This window comes from Paraburkholderia sp. SIMBA_054 (assembly GCF_046534875.1).
Lineage (GTDB): Bacteria > Pseudomonadota > Gammaproteobacteria > Burkholderiales > Burkholderiaceae > Paraburkholderia > Paraburkholderia hospita.
In genome coordinates this window covers 114,529-132,130 of record NZ_JAWRXV010000014.1, presented here as the reverse complement: position 1 = coordinate 132,130, position 17,602 = coordinate 114,529, and the positions used below count along the sequence as shown (strand labels likewise).

Sequence of the window (17,602 nt, the reverse complement as noted above, 5' to 3'; positions counted from 1 at the left end):
TCAGCGATACCGCGCGATATTCCATCAACTTTCACTAACCGCATGTATGCAGCACCGGAATGAGTATCTGAACGACGAACATGTCGACGGTTTCATAGCCTATTTATCGAGAGTCCTGTCCGGTCACACCCGGATCAATTTCTCTGCGGCGTTTCCGAAAAACAGGTTGCCCCGTCACTACGAGATGCAATGTCCCGGAAAGATCGAGAGAGAAGCGGCCGGTTCCCTGTATGTCGTCGAGGCAGAGACGCTTGAACAGCTATTCCGCTTTTACTGGTGGAACCACCGCTTCTACGACGAAAACAAAAAAGAGGCCGATGGGGTACGTTCCTGCGTACAGTCCGCGATCGTCGAAGAAGACAGCGAGTTCGCGCTTGATCTGACACGTGCTGCCTGCAGGAAGGTCATGGAATGGGGGTTCGGACGTGGGACACGCGCGAATGAAAGCAACGTGTCCTGGGCAATGAACCAGGGCCCATCGCTTATCCAGGTGCTGCGCAATGGCCGCGAGGCGTTGTTGTCCGATGCTCCAGATCTTTCTGTTTTTAACCGCAACCCGGATCCATCGACGCAATGGTCCAAGATGAACTCCGGTTGGACCAAATACTATTCTTTCGCTTTACCCGCACATGTGATTTACGACAGCCGGGTCGGCGCTGCGCTCTGTTATCTCGTCAGGAGATACCTCGAAAGCAGGGAAGCCGAACATCGGGTTGATGCCGTTCCGGAAAGCCTCGCATTTCGATGGGCGCCTGGCCAGGGAGAAAGAAATAGACGCGATGCATCGTGCGGGCCATACAAGTTTGCCCGTCTTTCCGGCGGACCGGCAGGATCGCGGGAATGGGCGCGCGTGAATATCCAGGCGAACTGGATTCTCTCCGCCGCCGTCAGCAGATCTGGTGCAATGTGGTGCTCCGGACCCGAGGGTTTCAGACGCGTCGAGGGCGCCCTCTTTATGCTCGGCTACGATTTGAGTCGCGTCGAACGTTCACAGGCCCACGACGACACCGAACCCACGAACCTGTCCTTTCAGTGGTAGCGGGAATTGCGGGCCGTGCCGAAACACGACCCGCATAGCAACATCGCAAGCACGCTGCTAGAACATATCCGCAACCTGCTGACGCCCGGCACCTTCCCCACCCGCTTTCTGACGATTCCGCGAAGGGATGAACGGCCCGGTGATCATATTCGAGTAGCTCTGGCCCGGCCCGACCATCGGATAGACATCGGCGTTCTGGTCGATCATGACCTCGAGGAAAGCAGGTCCGTCGAAATCGATGAAAGCCTTGAGTTTCGCGTCAAGTTCGCTGATCGCATCGACGCGACAGGCAAAACCAAACCCATCGGCCTGTGCCGCCATCACGAAGTCCTTGCGGTGAAGCGTCTTGTCGCTGACGCATAAGCGGCCTTCGTAATACAGATGCTGCCACTGCCGGATCATTCCATCGCCGAGATTGTTGAGCAGCAGGACTTTGACTGGCACACCGTACGTGCTGGCCGTCTCGAGTTCGCCCACATTCATCCGGATACTGCCGTCGCCGTCGATGTCGATCACGAGAGCATCCGGTTGCGCGAATTGAGCGCCGATCGCGGCGGGCAAGCCGAAGCCCATCGTCCCCATGCTCCCAGACGTGAGGAAGTTTCTCGGCTCGACGAAGTCGAAGAACTGCGCAGCCCACATCTGATGCTGGCCAACACCTGTGCTGATGATTGCGCGCCCGCCCGTGATTTCGCTGAGCCGTTCGATGACGTACTGCGGCTGAATCGTCGGATTATGCCTGTCGTAGTTCATGCCGTAGGCCCGCTTGAGGTCCAGCACCTGTTCGAGCCAGTCAGAGGGCGCTTGCACATCACGACCGTAACCCATCAGCGACAGAAGCGCGTCCTTCGCATCGCCGACATGAGTCCAGTGCGCCCGCTTGACTTTGCCGATCTCCGCCTCGTCAATGTCGATATGCGCGACGTACCGTGCGCGGGGCGCAAATGCTTCGGGCCGGCCACCCGCAACCCGATCATCGAACCGGGCGCCGACCGCAATCAGAAAATCGCAATCTTCGACCGCGTAATTCGCGCAAGCCGCGCCGTGCATGCCCAACATGCCCAGCGACAACTCGTGCTTCACTGGTATCGCGCCGAGTCCCATCAGCGTCGTCACAATGGGGACTTTGTAGCGTTCGGAAAACTGGCGCAGTTCGGCCGTCGCGCCCGCTGCGATCACGCCACCGCCGACATACAACAACGGCCGCTTGCTCTGCGCGAGCAGCTCGAAGAATTCAGCGCGCTTGTCTTCGCCGAGATCAGCGCCTTTTGCGACCATTCGAAGACGGTCGGAGTAGCCTCGAAACTGCAGTGTCCCATGCCCCTGGTAGGTTCCCACCCAGTTCTGGATGTCTTTGGGGACATCGACGACGACGGGACCAGGACGACCGGTGCGCGCAATTTCAAATGCTGTCCGCAGCGTCTGCTCCAGTTTCGTCGGATCGGTAACCAGAAAGACCTGCTTCGCACACGCCGACATGATGTTGAATACGGGCGCTTCCTGAAAGGCATCGGTGCCGATCACGGCACGCGGCACCTGTCCGCAGATAAGGACAACGGGAACCGAGTCGCCGTTGCAGTCGGCGATCGGCGTCACGGCGTTCGTCGCCCCTGGACCGGACGTGACCATGAATACGCCGACCTTTCCGCTTGCACGCGCGTAACCCGCAGCCATGAACCCTGCCGCCTGTTCATTGGCAGGAACAACGAGCTTGATCTGACGCTCGGGATTTTTCTCGTGCAGTTCGTTGAAGCGAAAGACAGCGTCGTACGTCGGCAGGATCGCGCCGCCGCTGTATCCGAACACGGTATCGACGCCCTGTTCGCTGAGCACGCGCAGGATGATGTCGGCGCCCGACATCGGCTCGCCGGCGTTTTCTGCTTTCTGGAATACTTGTGAAGCGACGTTTGGGTTTCGGGTCATGGTTGTCTCGAATGGAACGGGCGCTGATCGTTTCAGCGGCCCAATTCAAAGGCCAATCTCCCTTCCAACTCGAGAACAGCGTATGTTCAGCACCAGCTTGCGGACGTTCGACCTGACGGGTTCTCCGTGCATAGCCAACCCATCCAGCACTTTTGTGATGTGCAACCGGAAGAATTGCGAGGGGGTTTCGCTTTCATTGTGACAAGCATTGCGCGCGAGCGATTGCCCAACAGGCGCATTCACGGGCCAAACTGAGACCGTTTTCGGCCATCGCCTTCGACAGCTTTCTGGTGCACTATTCAAGCGAACGACAGCGGGAAATTAAGGAAAGCTGATTCTGCAGTTACTGACAAAAATAGCAAACCAACCTGCAAACCTGGCATTCCGGAAAAAATACATTTGAGATTTTCTAATCACGACACAGTGACGGTGAATTCTTACGATAAGCTAATCGACTGCACGTTACCAGGCTTCATGGCATTGCGTGATGCGTTGTAGTGGAGCGTCCAACACGGTTAGCCGTGGGCGTGCTTACAGTCAATGAAGGTCACGAAATGAAAGTCGCCGTTGTCATATTTGATGGTGTGCAAGCCCTGGACGTCGCAGGCCCACTGGACGTATTCGCCGAAGCCAACACGTTTCTGCCTGAGCATCAGCGATATCAGGTCTCTTTCGTAGGATTCGAAGCAGGCATGGTAACGGCATCCAATGGGATGCAACTCGCCGTGCCCTTCGGCTATGCGGATTTCGACACACAATGTGACCTGCTGTTGATAGCGGGGGGACCGCAGTTGCCCGACTTTCGTCCGCCGGTCCAGTTTCTCGACTGGTTGAGGCGTCAGGCGAACGGCGCGACCCGTTATGGCTCGGTTTGCAACGGCGCGTTCCTGCTCGCTCATGCAGGGCTGCTCGATAGCCGCGAAGTGACGACCCATTGGGCCGATGCCGGCCGCCTCGCCGACGACTTTCCTCAAACGTGCGTGCAGCCCGACAGGATTTTCATTCGCGACGGCCGCCTGTTCACGTCAGCGGGCGTTACCGCGGGCATCGATCTGTGCCTGTCACTGGTGGCCGAAGACTGGGGGCATAAGCTGGCCGTGCGCGTCGCGAAACGGCTGGTCGTTTATATCCAGCGTGAAGGTGGGCAGTCGCAATACAGCCCTTACGTCGGCGTGCGCAAGGATGATGATCCCATCATCGGCAAGGTGCAGCGTTACGTGATGGACCACATTACGGACGTGCTCTCGATCGAGCAACTCGCAAGCGCTGTCTCCGTCAGTCGACGCACCTTCTCGCGCCTGTTCGCCAAATATGCAAAGGTGACGCCGTCGGCATTTGTCGAACAGGTCCGTGTGGATACGGCGAGAAAACTGCTCGAAGAAACGGATGCGCCGCTCAAGACCGTTGCGTTCAAATGCGGCTTCCACAGCGCCACGCATATGCGTACAACGTTCGCCCGACGGCTCAATGTGACGCCGAAACAGTATCGGCAGCGCTTTCGTGGCGAAGTGGACGAACACTCGCTGGAGCTTGACGCGATCGCCGAATGAACGGTGTGAATCGAGTCATGTTCGACTTGAAATCGGTACTTCTGCTGCTTCTTCAGGCTCGCGGGCTGCGTCACACTCCTGCGTGTCTTACCCGACACGTGTCTCACACGTGCGGTCTAACGAATTGTCATTGAAAGGCCCGCAATCTCCATGGCTCACCCTGACTCGCTTCAAGGTCTTCCGGATCTTCTCGATACAGGCTTATCGGTGGTATTTTGCGGGATCAATCCGGGGCTAAGCGCGGCATCGACAGGTCACCACTTCGAGGGCCGTGGAAACCGGTTCTGGCGAGTTCTTCACCTGGCGGGTTTTACGCGCGAACAGCTACACTCCGAAGACGACCGTTCACTGCTGCAATACGCGTGCGGCTTGACGACGGCAGTATCGCGCCCGACAGCGCGGGCGGAGCAGTTGTCCCGATCGGAAATCAAGGCGGCCGCGCCTGAATTCGAGCGAAAGATCGCACAGTACGCGCCGCGCTATGTTGCCTTCCTTGGCAAGATGGCGGTTTCCGAATTGATCGGCAAACGCGACGTCGATTGGGGGCTTCAGTCGGTCACATTTGGCGGCACACGCGTCTGGGTGTTGCCCAATCCCAGCGGCTTGAACCGCGCGTTCAGTCTGGATGCGCTGGTTTCCGCGTATCGGGAACTTCGTCTCGCAGTTGATTCAGTGCATTGCGCACTTTGAATCCTCTCGCATGGGATGAACTACGCTACGGTTCAGCGAGATCTGCGATCGCACTGCCAACTCTCACTGTCTTCGGTGCATCGACGAATTGAAGGTGCGCGTTTCTGCGTAACGTTTCAGTCACGAATTCGACGAACGAGCGAATCTTCATGCTCGTGCCTTTTCGCTCGACGTGCAGCAGATTCACGGGGATCGACTCCGGCTCAAACGCTGCCAGGATTCGTTGCAGACTTCCACTAAGCACTTCGGGCGCTGCCTGGTAAGAGAGCAGTTGCGTTATCCCCACGCGGTCGACGGCCGCCATGACAGCCGCGGGCGCCAGATCGACGATCATTCGCGGACGAACCCGAACGGGCAACCTCAAACCGTTTTCGTAGAACAGCCATTCGAGCGGATGCGTCACTCCCGTAAAGGACACGCAGTGGTGGTCACTCAGTTGCCTGGGATGAACGGGCTCTCCGAGCGCGTCGAGATACGCCGGCGCTGCATAGGTTCGGCGGCTCACGGCGCCCAATGGCACGGCGAACACTGAAGAATCGCCAAGATGACCGATGCGAATCGCGATATCCACCCCTTCCTCGATCAGCCGCGTCGTACGGTCGACATAGACGACATTCACGCTGACGTCCGGATAGATATTTGCGTAGGCGTTGATGAGCGGAGCGATGAACCGCTGGCCAAACAAGACCGGTGCGGAGACAGTCAACGTGCCCACAGGCTTGCTTTGCTCAGCGGCGATATTCGATTCCGCGTCAGCGATGGTATCGAGTACTCTGCGGCATGCTTCGAGGTAGAACATTCCCGCGTCTGTGGGACGGATCGAGCGTGTGGTCCGCGCAATCAGCTGCGCGCCGACGCGTGTTTCCAGCGAATTCAACGCCCTTGAAACCGTGGGAGCCGACATGCCGAGCTTCTCTGACGCGCTGGTAAAACTGCCTCGATCAACGATGGCGACGAACACCTCCATCTCTCGAAATTTGTCCATCGTAATTCCCGACTTCAGTTCTCCACACAATTGTATGTGCGATTCTCTGCGTCACGCTCAGCCTGGCGCAATTCGAGCACTGAATGGCCCATAACGTAGTGCGTGCGCGCTTCAAGAAACCGGGCTCATCTCCCACAATCGACCCATTCGCCTAACATTGGTAGCGGGCATGTTTCGGCTGAAACTCAGATCTACGCTGTTGAAGATCGGCGTGTTTATCGCAGTGGGCGGCCCGCTTGCAGCATTCAATGGACTGCTCTCCGGTCATGAAGAGATAGCCCGCTATGCGGCGGCGCCCGTCGTCATCGTGATAGCGGGTTTCGTCGTGTTGCTCAAGTCAACCCGCAGTGACGACGCGTGATTGCTATGGCCGGTTGCAAACCGCACCGGCCACGTCGGCGGCTATGCTTCGAGAATGGCCACGTTGTAGTCTTCGTCCTGGAAAGCAACGAAGAATTCTTCGGGCATCAGCCAGGAATCCACGCTCACCGTATTTGCACCGACATTGACGTCCACTTGCGCATCCGCGTCGACGCTCTTCATCGCACGCTGGATTCTGGAGATATCGTCAGACTGAATTGCTTCTTTAACTGAGAATTTCATTTTCGCTCACCAATCAATAACGGTTAATCAATTGCAGGCTGTCGAATTCATTCGACTTGATTTGATTCTATCCGGCGCCTACATTTCCGTCGATGCACGTAAAACAACTATGTGTTTCAGATTCAGATTGGTTTGCGCAGAGTCTAGTTGACGGATTACTGCAAATGCAGTGACCTCTACCCTGAGAGCGTCATCGTGGCCGGACAGCGGTGGTTTGCGACCAACCCTATGACAAATGCCGCAAATTGACCGTATGGAAAAAGTCAATTTCCATCTGATCGTCAAAAAATCCTTACAGAACGCGCATGGCCAGATTTCAAAATCGAATGGCCTAAAACGTTACATGCGACGACTTTTGGAAACCCTGCTCAACTCCTAGAATTAGTCACGTCATCGCGCGGTGAATTCACCGCGGCAATTCCGGGTGAATTAACCACGTAAATGGTCAAGAGGTCATTGCAAAGGTCTTCTCCTGGAACACCTGAGGTCTCCGTCAGCGTCCATCGTCTGAAGGTCTATCCCAGATGCGATGCGTTGTTGAGGACTATTTGCCGAGCGCACCCCTATGACGAGTGTCAACCCATTGACGACTGAAACGGCCGGCCCGGTTGTTGCACCGTCTCCTGCCCCGTTGCCTGCAGCGCAAGCGCCGACGCCCGCGCCTCAGGCACCCGCGCAAGCGGAGATGTCGCTGCGCCTGGCCATTGGTCTGAGTGGAATGCTGCTCGCGTCGCTGCTGGCAATCGTCAACGAACAGGTCACTGCACTTGCCATGACCGACGTGCGTGGCGCGCTCTCCATCGGACATGACGACGGGAGCTGGCTGACCGTTCTGTTCGAAGCCGCCAACGTGTCCACGATGATCTTTGCACCGTGGTTCGGCATCACCTTCACCTTGAAGCGGTTCACGATAGGTGCGGTGGTGGCCTCGATGTTGTTTGCCTTCCTTTGCCCGTTCTCGCCGAACCTGTCCACGTTTTATGTGCTGCGTGTGCTCCAGGGCGTCGCTGGGGGCTGTCTGCCGCCCATGCTGATCATCGTGGCGTTGCGCTATCTGCCGCCCAGAATCAAGCTGTATGGGCTTGCGGGATACGCGCTCACAGCAACCTTTGGGCCTACGATTGGCACGCCGCTCGCCGCGTTGTGGACGGAGTATGTCAGCTGGAAGATGGCGTTCTGGCAGACCGTGCCGTTCGGACTGTTGAGCTGTGTGGCGATCCAGTACGGCCTGCCGCAAGATGCTGTCAAGCTCGAAAGGTTCCGGTCGTTCAACTGGGTCGGATTGATCACGGGCGGTCCAGGTGTTGCCATGCTCGTCATGGGCCTGTTACAGGGCGATCGACTCGACTGGCTGAATTCGACGTTTATCTGCGTGATGCTGTCCGGAGGAACGCTTCTTTTCATCGCGTTTCTCGTCAACGAGTGGTATCAGCCGGTTCCGTTCTTCAAGCTGCAGTTGCTGTACCGCAGAAACTTCTCGCATGGTCTGTCGACGCTCGTGGGCGCCGTGATGTTGCTGGTCGGTGTCGCTGTGATTCCCGCCCAGTTCCTTGCGATGGTGCACACGTACAGGCCGCTTCAAACGGCACCGCTGGCGTTGCTGGTTGCCATTCCGCTGCTGATTACGCTTCCTCTGACGGCCGCCCTGCTAAACATGCCCCGGATCGATTCGCGGTGGATCATGGCGTTGGGACTGTCGCTGGTCGCCACCACGTGCTTCCTTGGGAGCTTCATGACTTCCGAGTGGGTTCGCGAGAACTTTTACTGGCTCCAGTCGTTGCAGATCGTGGCGCAGCCTATGGTGATCGTCGCCATCCTGATGGGTGTGACAACGGGCTTGCCTCCGACGGAAGGCCCTTTCGCTTCCGCCATGTTCAACTCGCTCAAGGCATTCACCGGCGTGGCGGCAACGGCGCTGATCGAAGGCGTGGGCACGGCCCGTGAGCATTTTCATTCGAGCATGCTGGTCGACCATCTGGGCAATAACGCACTGATCGCCAGTCAGAGCGTCGACGCTGCTCATGGTCTCGGCGAACTCGCGCACCGGATTCACGAGCAGGCCGTGGTGCTCACTTCCGCCGACCTCTATCGCGTGATGGCGGTGATCGCCGTTGCCGTTCTGCTTCTCATACCCGTGCTGCCGGTGCGCATCTATCCGCCGTGGTGCACGACACCGCCGTCCAATCGCTAACCATTGATTCATATGTCATTCCTCACCCGATTTCCCCCCAAAGTGGTTCGCATCGCCGCGGTCGTCGTCGTGCTGGGCGTCGTTGCCTGGGGTTGCACGAAGCTGCTTGCCAATCCGGACTACGAATCCACCAACGACGCCTACGTCGTCGCGGATTTCACGCTCGTCGCGCCGCGTATTGCCGGACAGATTTCAGAGGTGCTCGTCGAGGACAACCAGCAGTTGAAGGCTGGGCAATTGATGGTGCGTATCGATGATCGCGACTTCCAGGCTGCGTTGCTGACTGCGCAGGCCGATGTGGCAGCCGCAAAGGCGTCCGTCGCGAACTACGAGGCCGAGATCGCGCGTCAACCTTCACTCGTCGATCAGGCGCGCGCCACGCTGCGTTCCGACGAAGCGTCGATCGATTTCGCACGCGCAAATGCAGCGCGCTACCAGAACCTGTCGGAGTCCGGCGCGGGCACGATGCAGGAGCATCAGCACGCCAAGAGCGCGCTCGCCGAGCAACTCGCGCAACAGGCGCATGATCGTGCTGCGCTCGCTGCGACCGAACAGAATCTCGACGTGCTGCGCACGCAGCGCGACAAGGCTGCCGGTGCGTTGGCACACGCTGAGGCCGTGCTGGAGCAGGCCAAACTCAACCTGTCGTACACGGAGATTCATGCGCCCGTCGACGGCAAGGTGGGCAGACGTTCGGTGCGGGTCGGCGCGTTCGTCACACCCGGCGCGCCGCTGCTCGCGATCGTGCCGCTTTCGGATGCCTATGTGGTCGCGAACTTCCAGGAGAACCAGATCACCCACATGCGGCCTGGCGAGCGTGTGCGTATCAAGGTCGACAGCTTTCCGGGCGTTGTCATTCAAGGGCATATCGACAGTCTGGCTCCTGCTACCGGCGTGAGCTTCGCGCCCATTGCGCCCGACAACGCGACGGGCAACTTCACGAAGGTCGTGCAGCGCGTGCCCGTCAAGATCACGATCGATCCGGGCCAGCAGGCGGCATCCACATTGAGCGTGGGGCTTTCTGTCGAGGCGGAAGTCGCGGTTAGCAAGCATGGCGACGCGAAGATCGCGGGAGCGGACAGCAAATGAACGCGCGCGAGTTTTCCATTCGTACGCCCGCGTTGGCAGGTTTGCTTTGCTTTGCACTTAGCGGCTGTCTGGTGGGCCCCAATTTCGAACGTCCGACGTCGGCCACGCCCGACGTCTTCGATCGTACCCAGACCGCACAGGCGCCGAGCAAGGCGGCCGAATCCGAATTCAATCCGGATTGGTGGCTGCTGTTCAACGATCCCACGCTGAACGCACTCGAACAGAAACTGGCCGATGCAAACCTCGACGTAGCGGCGGCCTCTGCCCGTCTGCGGCAAAGCCGGGCCGAGCAGCGCGTTGCAGGCGCCGCGGAATATCCGACACTCACGGGCGCCGCTTCGTACAACCGCGAGCGCGGTAGCGAGAACGGCATTCTTTCGTTGCTTGGCGTCTCGCCGACAGAAACCCAGACGCAATCGGCTTCGGGGAGCGCACCGCTTGGCGTCGCGCCGTTGCCGGGCAGCAAAGGTTCGCCGGCTTACAACCTGTATCAGTTCGGTTTTGACGCGTCATGGGAAGTCGACATCTGGGGTCGGGTTCGACGCAGCGTAGAAGCCGCGTCTGCATTGACGGATGCCTCGTACGAAGAGCGAAACGCGGTGTTGTTGTCCGCGCGTGCCGAACTTGCGCGGGACTATATTCAGCTGCGCGACACGCAGGCTCTACTTCAGATCGCTCATCAGAATCTCGAGATTGCACGCGACGCCACGAAGCTCACGCAAACGCGCGTACGTGAAGGCGTGACGACCGATCTCGACGTGGCAAACGCGTCCGCACAAGTCGCGACGATCGAAAGTCTGATTCCGACGCTCGAATCGCGCAGCGAAACGACGATCAACGCGATCGGCGTGTTGTTGGCCTTGCAGCCCGGTGCGCTGCGACAGATGCTCGTCGAGACACGTGACGTTCCTGGGCTTCCCAATCAGGTGCCGATTGGATTTCCGTCCGAACTGGTGCAGCGCAGACCCGACATCAGAAAGGCCGAGGCACAGTTGCACGCGGCGACGGCAGCTATTGGTATGGCAAAAGCCGACTTTTATCCGCGCATCTCGCTGAATGGCAGCGCCGGATTCCAGAGTCTTCAGCTGTCGAATCTCGCTGATTGGGCGTCGGGTCAGTTTGTCGTTGGGCCGTCGATCACGCTTCCGATTTTCGAAGGCGGACGTCTCAAGGGAACGCTGCAGTTGCGCGAGGCCCAACAGCAGGAGGCGGCAATCGTCTACAAACATACCGTGCTACAGGCCTGGCGCGAGGTGGATGATGCGCTGATCGTCTATGACGCTGAACAGCGAAGGCATGATCGACTGGAAGAAGTCGTGAGTCTGAATCTGCGGGCGCTTTCTATCGCGCGTCAGCGGTACAAGGCCGGCGCCGTCGATTTTCTCGACGTGCTCAATGTGCAGAGGCAGTTGCTCGACGCCCAGAGCAATCTGGAGCAAAGCAAGGCCGACGCTGCCGCCAACCTTATCACCTTATGCAAAGTACTCGGCGGCGGATGGGAGTCGTCGTATGCGCAAAGGGATGTTCGTCATTGAAGCGGCGACGACGACGCGCGCCGCCTTCCCCGTTTGTTCGTTTTCTTTAGCGCCGTGGACACGCTTCTGCGGCAGGTCGTCCTTGGAGAGCATGATGAAATTGTTTGTTCGCACCTTAGTCATCGCAACGGCCCTCGCCGTCCCCGCATTGTCACAGGCTCAGGAAAGCAGTCCTCCCGTTCAGTCGCAGCAGAGCAATGCTTCGGAATCGGGCTACGGCGGTAGCTTGACTGGAAAGGACCAGGCAGGGTCGCAGAAAAAGGCAGGAGGCTTTTGGCATCGTGGCGGCGGCAGCACGTCGGGTGACAACTGTACGGGTCCCATCAGCTACTGCAGCATCTTTTTCGGCAGCTAAATGCAAGGTCGGTGACCGGGTTAGCCGTCGGTAGAGGATGCAGTACCCGACGACTTCGCCCGGGGTCAGCCAGCGAACCCGACGCGTCCGGGTTCATCAGCGATAATGCACGGCATCTGGTCAACTGGAATCTGACCCGGCCATTCCGCCCCTAAGCGTCCACGAATGCGCCGGCGACCCTGCCGCGTATGAGCAAAACAGCAAATCAGCAGCGCCGCATCGACGCGATGCTTCGCGAAGCCGTGGCGATGCAGCAAAACGGAGCGCAGCCCGAAGCCGAGGAGATCTATCGCGAGATTCTCGCCCTGCGCCCCATGCACTTTGACGCGATCCAGCTGCTCGGCGCGCTGTCGTTACAGGCGGGGCGCATCGACGAAGGCGTCGGGTTATTGCAGAAAGCTGTGTCGATCAACGGAAAGCAGGCGCCGTTGCACTCGAATCTCGCGTACGCCTATAACGCGCAGCGCCGCTTCAGCGAGGGCCTGGCCAGCGCGAACCGCGCACTGGCGCTGCAACCCGGCTTCCCCGATGCACTGAACAATCGCGGCAACGCGCTGGCCGCACTCGACCGGCCGGCAGAAGCGCTGGCGAGCTTCGACAAGGCGCTCGCCTTGCAGCCCGAACTTGCACAGGCATGGAACAACCGTGCCTGCGTGTTGCGCGATCTTGACCGTCCCGCCGACGCACTCGCGAGTTGCGATCAGGCCATCGCGCTGCACGCCCGCTATGCCGATGCATGGAGCAATCGCGCGAACGCGCTGAGCGACATGAACCGTCCGCAGGACGCGCAAGCGAGCTATCAGCGCGCGCTCGAACTCGCCCCGGCATTCGTCGATGCCTGGAACAATCTCGGCCTCACGCTCGTCGACATGAAGCTGCACGATGAAGCGCTGCAGTCCTACGAGCGAGCGCTTGCGCTGGACGCCGATTGGGCAGAGGCGCATTGGAACTACGCGTTGTGTCTGCTGCAAATGGGTCGGCTCGAACAGGGCTGGCGCGAATACGAATGGCGCTGGCAGCGACATCGCATCAAGGCGTCTCAGCGGAGCTTTGCACAGCCGCTATGGCTCGGCGAATTTCCGCTCGAAGGCAAAACCATTCTGCTGCACGCGGAGCAAGGGCTGGGCGACACGCTGCAGTTCTGCCGCTATGCGCCGCTCGTCGCTGCGATGGGCGCACGAGTCGTCCTCGAAGTGCCGAAGGAACTGATGCGGCTTCTCGCGACGCTTGGCGGCGTCACTGAACTGGTCGAGCAGGGTCAACCGTTGCCAGCCTTCGATTGCCACGCGCCACTGCTTAGTTTGCCGCTCGCGTTTGGGACGGACCTCGCGAGCATTCCCTCCGGGACGCCCTATATCTCTGCGGACAACGCGGATGCGCAGCGCTGGGCGCAGCGGCTCGCCAGCGACGGCGCGCCTGCGATGAAGGTCGGGCTGGTGTGGGCGGGTGGAAATCGTCCGCATGTCGCTGAGTTGAGGAAGACCGATGCGCGGCGCTCAGTGACGCTCGAAACGCTAAGGCCCATCCTCGATGTGCAGCATGTGCGCTTTTACAGCCTGCAGAAAGGTCCGGCCGCACAGCAGTTGCGCGAAAAGCAGGGGTTGGGCGAGCGGATCATCGACTACACCGATGAACTCGATGACTTCGCGGACACGGCTGCGTTAGTGGAGAACCTCGATCTCGTCATCACGGTCGATACCGCCGTTGCACACCTCGCAGGGGCGATGAACAAACCGGTATGGGTCATGAACCGCTTCGATACGTGCTGGCGATGGCTGCTCGATCGCACAGATAGCCCGTGGTATCCGGGCGTTCGGTTGTTCAGGCAACCAGCGCTCGGTGACTGGGAAAGTGTGGTGAACGAGTTGCGTGATGCGCTAAGCGCGGAGAGTTCTTTGGTGGTTTGAAGGGGGGGTCTGGGATCTGGCGCGACGCTGTCGGGGTCGACAAGCCGACTACGCGCGGCGAGATCGTCGATTTTGCGGGACACGTATGTTGCAATCAAAACATGCATGTGAAAATTCCGGTGGGCTCGGACACGAGCAAAAATGGTGTTACGGATTTGCGTCACGTTGACGGCCAACCTATCTTGAATCACTGGACGGCATTTACCCCGCGGGCTATCCAAAAGGCCCGTGTGTGGCTCTCCGTCGGCCGGTCCCAACGCGCGCAATCAGAGGTTCACGATGAACAGCGACGCAGCTTCGCCACCGGGCGGTCCGGAGAACCCGACACCAGTCGGCACGAACGGCGCCGATCGTTCTGCCGTGACAGATGCGCAGACCCCAGATAGCACCCCACGCTGGCATCAGATATTCCCGGTACTGACTGACGCCGAGATTGATCGGATAAGTCGTTTTGGTGAGGCCCACAGCTACGTAGCCGGCGAATTCCTTTATCGCGTGGGTGGCATAAGCCCAGGCATGTTCGTCCTCTTGTCGGGCACGATTCGATACACGGCACGCGACGGACTGGGCCATCGGCGTTTGCTGCGCTCTCAGGCGAAACGGGGCGAATTCACGTCCGACGTTGGCATGCTTTCAGGCAAGCCCGGCCTTGTCGATGCCGAGGTTATCGAAGATGTCATGGCGCTCGTGATTTCGCCGGAAAAACTACGTGCCCTGATGATCGGCGAGGCGGAGCTCGGTGAAAGGATCATGCGCGCGCTGATCCTGAGGCGCGTCGCCGCGATCGAGCGCGGGCAAGGGGCGGTGCTCGTTGGGCCGCCCGACAACGAGCGGCTCCTCGCGCTGCAACATTTCCTGCAACGCAATGCTTACCCGCATATGACGCTTGACGAAAGCGGTGCCGAGGCCATCGCGTTGCTCGAGCGCATGACGCCAGGGCGCGATGACATGCCGCTCGTTGTCTGTCCGGATGGCACCGTGTTGCGCAATCCGGACGACGGGCAGCTTGCCTCGTGCCTCGGACTCGTGCCGGAATTCGATCCCACGCATGTCTACGACGTCGCGATAGTCGGCGCCGGGCCTGCTGGCCTGGCGGCAGCCGTCTATGCGGCATCCGAAGGCTTGTCAGTGGCAGTCTTCGATTGCCGGGCACCGGGCGGCCAGGCAGGCACGAGTGCTCGCATCGAAAATTATCTGGGCTTTCCGACGGGCATTTCGGGGCAGGCGCTAGCCGGCAGGGCATTTAACCAGGCGCAGAAATTCGGCGCTCACATCGCGATTCCCATCGAGGTGAAAGGCTTGCATTGCAGCGCATACCCGCTCGAGGTGGAGCTTGCCGGTTCGCGGCGCATTGCGGCACGGACGGTAGTCGTCGCGAGCGGCGCGGAATATCGGCGTCCGGCAGTGAGCGGGCTTGCGCGCTTCGAAGGTCACGGCGTTTATTACTGGGCGACGTCTATCGAGACCCGGCTTTGCCGCAGCGAAACCGTGCTGCTGGTCGGTGGCGGAAATTCAGCAGGACAGGCCATTGTGTTTCTTGCATCGCATGCTGCGCATGTTCATGTCCTGGTCAGGGGCCAGGATCTCGAACACGGCATGTCGCGCTATCTGATCGAGCGAATTGCCTCGTTGGCAAACGTGACGATCCATATGGGTTCTGAAGTAACGACCCTCGAAGGTGACGAACGGCTGGAGTCCGTCCACTATCGGCGACGCGATGGGAGTATAGAAAGTCTGAAGACACATCACCTGTTCCTTTTTATCGGTGCCGACCCAAACACGAACTGGCTGCGCACGTGCGGAGTGTCGCTGGATCCGAGAGGATTCGTGTTGACCGATACCGACCTCGGAACACGAGCCAGCGGGCCCACGCTCCCGCTGCATACGAGTGTCGACGGCGTGTTTGCAATCGGCGATGTTCGATCGGGTTCCACCAAGCGCGTTGCAGGGGCCGTTGGCGAAGGGGCAGCCGTGGTCGCGCAGATTCACCGCTTTTTAGCCATGAAGCGCGCCGAAACACCCGTACCTTCCATGCATGGGTAAGCCACCTGTCGCGATGGGTTGCAAGGCTCGATATGTCGCGCGGGCCTGGTTTGAATTTAGATGGCGGCACACTATTGGAAAAGGCACGGACCGCTCGAACCAGGAACCTGGCTGCACCGCGCTTTCGATGTGGCTACCATCCATATTTCAGTTCGACACCGACGTAGTCCGCGTTACTGCCGCCTGCGTTGCGAATCGAGTCGCCCACCTGGAAGTGCACCGCTTCGACTGAACCGATCAGGTTCGCGGCAATGGTCCAATCGGCACGCACTTGCACGTACATGCCCGTCCACCGGCTGCCATGTCCGGCCGTTCCGGGCACCACGGCACTGCCCTGCTGATACACGGCGTCCGCTGTCGTCTCGCGCCACTGGAACCCGAGCGCGCCGAGCAGCGCGAGCTTGCTGGTCGGCTTGAGCGTGATGGAAGGCTTGACGTGAATCAGGTTCGCATAACCCGTGTAGCCCGCGAGCGTGAAGTAGTAGCCATTCGGAAAGAGCGGATTGAACGTCTCGACACGCCCGTCTCCGGGATGCCGGTCGCCCGAAGCCGCATCGACCTGCACGCCCACGCGCGGGGTCCACGGCAGGTCCAGCGTGTAGCCTGCCAGCGAGCCTACCGCCCACGCGCTGATCGTGTTGGTGCCGACGTGCCCCGACTGGTACATCGACTCCACATCCCAGTCGGCGCGGCCCACCTTGCCTGAGTAGCGAAGGTCGAAGACGTCGCGATGCTCGTCGCCCGTCGCATCCAGGAAGTGCGCATTCGAACGGTTATACCTTGAGTAATAGCCTGAGAGGTCACCGGGTCCGACGCCCTGCCGCTCGAAGCGCACGCCGCTGAACGTCAGGTGCCGGTTGGAGACATCATCGAATGCCGTCACGTCCCGGTACTGCACAGGCTGCGTCAGGTAGCCGATGAAGCGCCATTTCTGATACTCGTAATCCGCCCAGATCGCGTCGTACGCCTGCCGCACGTTCGGGCCGTCGCGAACGGAGATGAACCGTTGCAGGTCGAACGCCATCTCCTGACGGCCGATGCGGAATTTCACCGTGCCGGGCCCAAGTGGACTGACCCACGCGACGAACGCCTGTTCGAGGTCGAGCGGATTCTTGTCGACCGGCGTCACCGTATCCTTGCCGAACGGTCTCGCATCTTCGAGTTGTGCAAAGAACTGGAGGTACGGGCCGATACGCGCATCGGCGCTGATCTGCGCGCGCTGTATCACGTAGGTATCGGAATGCCCCGTGCCGATGCCGAAGAGCGGCGCATCGTTAACCTCCAGGCGCTCGCGCAGATTCGCTCCCAGCGACAGATAAGAATGGGGATCGCCACCCAGCGGAATGTATTTGAGGCTATCGAGCGGCCGCCGGGGCACGCACTTGTCCGCGAGCACAGACCAGTCTTCCTGCCAGCGGTTGAACTCCACCACCGGCCGCTTCGCGGTGCATGCGGCGGCTGATGTGTCGGCGGCTACCGGCTCTTCCGTGCTCGCCCGCGCGCTGCTGCTCGACACCAGCGCCAGGCCGGCAACGAGAATAGCAAGGTACGCAACCGCGTCCATACCTGCGAACTCCCTGGGCCACACACGCGTCATGGCGTCTCCGTGACGTGAGACAGATGCGATACGATGCGCGCCACACTCATCAGCGCATATCTGCAATGCAAACCGCGCTTGCCGACAGGTCGAAC

Annotated in this window: 14 protein-coding genes; 10 read left to right on the top strand and 4 right to left on the bottom strand. The window is 59.7% G+C overall.

Annotated features, from left to right (window positions below; genetic code table 11):
- Positions 1–46: 46 nt before the first annotated feature.
- Positions 47–1,039, top strand: a complete 993-nt coding sequence (locus SB822_RS18995) for a hypothetical protein (protein ID WP_410855403.1) — start codon at positions 47–49, stop codon at positions 1,037–1,039.
- Between the two features lie 57 nt (positions 1,040–1,096).
- Here the strand turns inward: SB822_RS18995 and ilvB are convergent, their stop codons facing one another.
- Positions 1,097–2,962 (bottom strand): biosynthetic-type acetolactate synthase large subunit, encoded by a 1,866-nt coding sequence (gene ilvB / locus SB822_RS18990; RefSeq protein WP_410855402.1) that lies wholly within the window; start codon positions 2,960–2,962, stop codon positions 1,097–1,099.
- A 554-nt stretch (positions 2,963–3,516) separates the two neighbouring features.
- Here ilvB and SB822_RS18985 point away from each other — a divergent pair.
- Together SB822_RS18985 and mug are read left to right on the top strand one after the other, a co-directional pair.
- On the top strand, positions 3,517–4,512 hold the full coding sequence (locus SB822_RS18985; RefSeq protein ID WP_410855401.1) for a GlxA family transcriptional regulator: 996 nt from the start codon (positions 3,517–3,519) through the stop codon (positions 4,510–4,512).
- 150 nt (positions 4,513–4,662) lie between these two features.
- Positions 4,663–5,202, top strand: a complete 540-nt coding sequence (gene mug, locus SB822_RS18980; RefSeq protein WP_410855400.1) for a G/U mismatch-specific DNA glycosylase — start codon at positions 4,663–4,665, stop codon at positions 5,200–5,202.
- A 25-nt stretch (positions 5,203–5,227) separates the two neighbouring features.
- On the opposite strand, the gene SB822_RS18975 is transcribed toward mug, so the two are convergent.
- Positions 5,228–6,187 (bottom strand): LysR substrate-binding domain-containing protein, encoded by a 960-nt coding sequence (locus SB822_RS18975; protein WP_410855399.1) that lies wholly within the window; start codon positions 6,185–6,187, stop codon positions 5,228–5,230.
- 169 nt (positions 6,188–6,356) lie between these two features.
- Here SB822_RS18975 and SB822_RS18970 point away from each other — a divergent pair, with 169 nt between their 5' ends.
- Complete coding sequence (locus SB822_RS18970) at positions 6,357–6,548, top strand: DUF2964 family protein (protein WP_410855398.1); 192 nt, start codon at positions 6,357–6,359, stop codon at positions 6,546–6,548.
- A 41-nt stretch (positions 6,549–6,589) separates the two neighbouring features.
- On the opposite strand, the gene SB822_RS18965 is transcribed toward SB822_RS18970, so the two are convergent.
- Positions 6,590–6,790, bottom strand: a complete 201-nt coding sequence (locus SB822_RS18965; protein WP_007742081.1) for a hypothetical protein — start codon at positions 6,788–6,790, stop codon at positions 6,590–6,592.
- Between the two features lie 565 nt (positions 6,791–7,355).
- Here SB822_RS18965 and SB822_RS18960 point away from each other — a divergent pair.
- The 6 genes from SB822_RS18960 to SB822_RS18935 all read left to right on the top strand — a co-directional run bounded on the left by SB822_RS18960 (position 7,356) and on the right by SB822_RS18935 (position 15,910).
- Complete coding sequence (locus SB822_RS18960) at positions 7,356–8,981, top strand: MFS transporter (protein WP_039900809.1); 1,626 nt, start codon at positions 7,356–7,358, stop codon at positions 8,979–8,981.
- A gap of 12 nt (positions 8,982–8,993) precedes the next feature.
- Positions 8,994–10,070 (top strand): HlyD family secretion protein, encoded by a 1,077-nt coding sequence (locus SB822_RS18955; protein WP_410855397.1) that lies wholly within the window; start codon positions 8,994–8,996, stop codon positions 10,068–10,070.
- Positions 10,067–11,605: an efflux transporter outer membrane subunit gene (locus SB822_RS18950; protein ID WP_410855396.1), complete on the top strand. Its 1,539-nt coding sequence runs from the start codon at positions 10,067–10,069 to the stop codon at positions 11,603–11,605. The genes SB822_RS18955 and SB822_RS18950 overlap by 4 nt, the downstream gene beginning before the upstream one ends.
- Positions 11,580–11,960 (top strand): hypothetical protein, encoded by a 381-nt coding sequence (locus tag SB822_RS18945; RefSeq protein ID WP_242684347.1) that lies wholly within the window; start codon positions 11,580–11,582, stop codon positions 11,958–11,960. The genes SB822_RS18950 and SB822_RS18945 overlap by 26 nt, the downstream gene beginning before the upstream one ends.
- A 188-nt stretch (positions 11,961–12,148) precedes the next feature.
- Entirely contained in the window at positions 12,149–13,867 is a 1,719-nt protein-coding gene (locus tag SB822_RS18940) for a tetratricopeptide repeat protein (RefSeq protein ID WP_410855395.1), read from the top strand.
- A 279-nt stretch (positions 13,868–14,146) separates the two neighbouring features.
- Entirely contained in the window at positions 14,147–15,910 is a 1,764-nt protein-coding gene (locus tag SB822_RS18935; protein ID WP_410855394.1) for an FAD-dependent oxidoreductase, read from the top strand.
- Between the two features lie 133 nt (positions 15,911–16,043).
- Here SB822_RS18935 and SB822_RS18930 read toward each other — a convergent pair whose 3' ends face one another.
- Positions 16,044–17,507, bottom strand: coding sequence for an alginate export family protein (locus SB822_RS18930; RefSeq protein ID WP_039900807.1), 1,464 nt, complete (start codon positions 17,505–17,507; stop codon positions 16,044–16,046).
- Positions 17,508–17,602 lie beyond the last annotated feature (95 nt).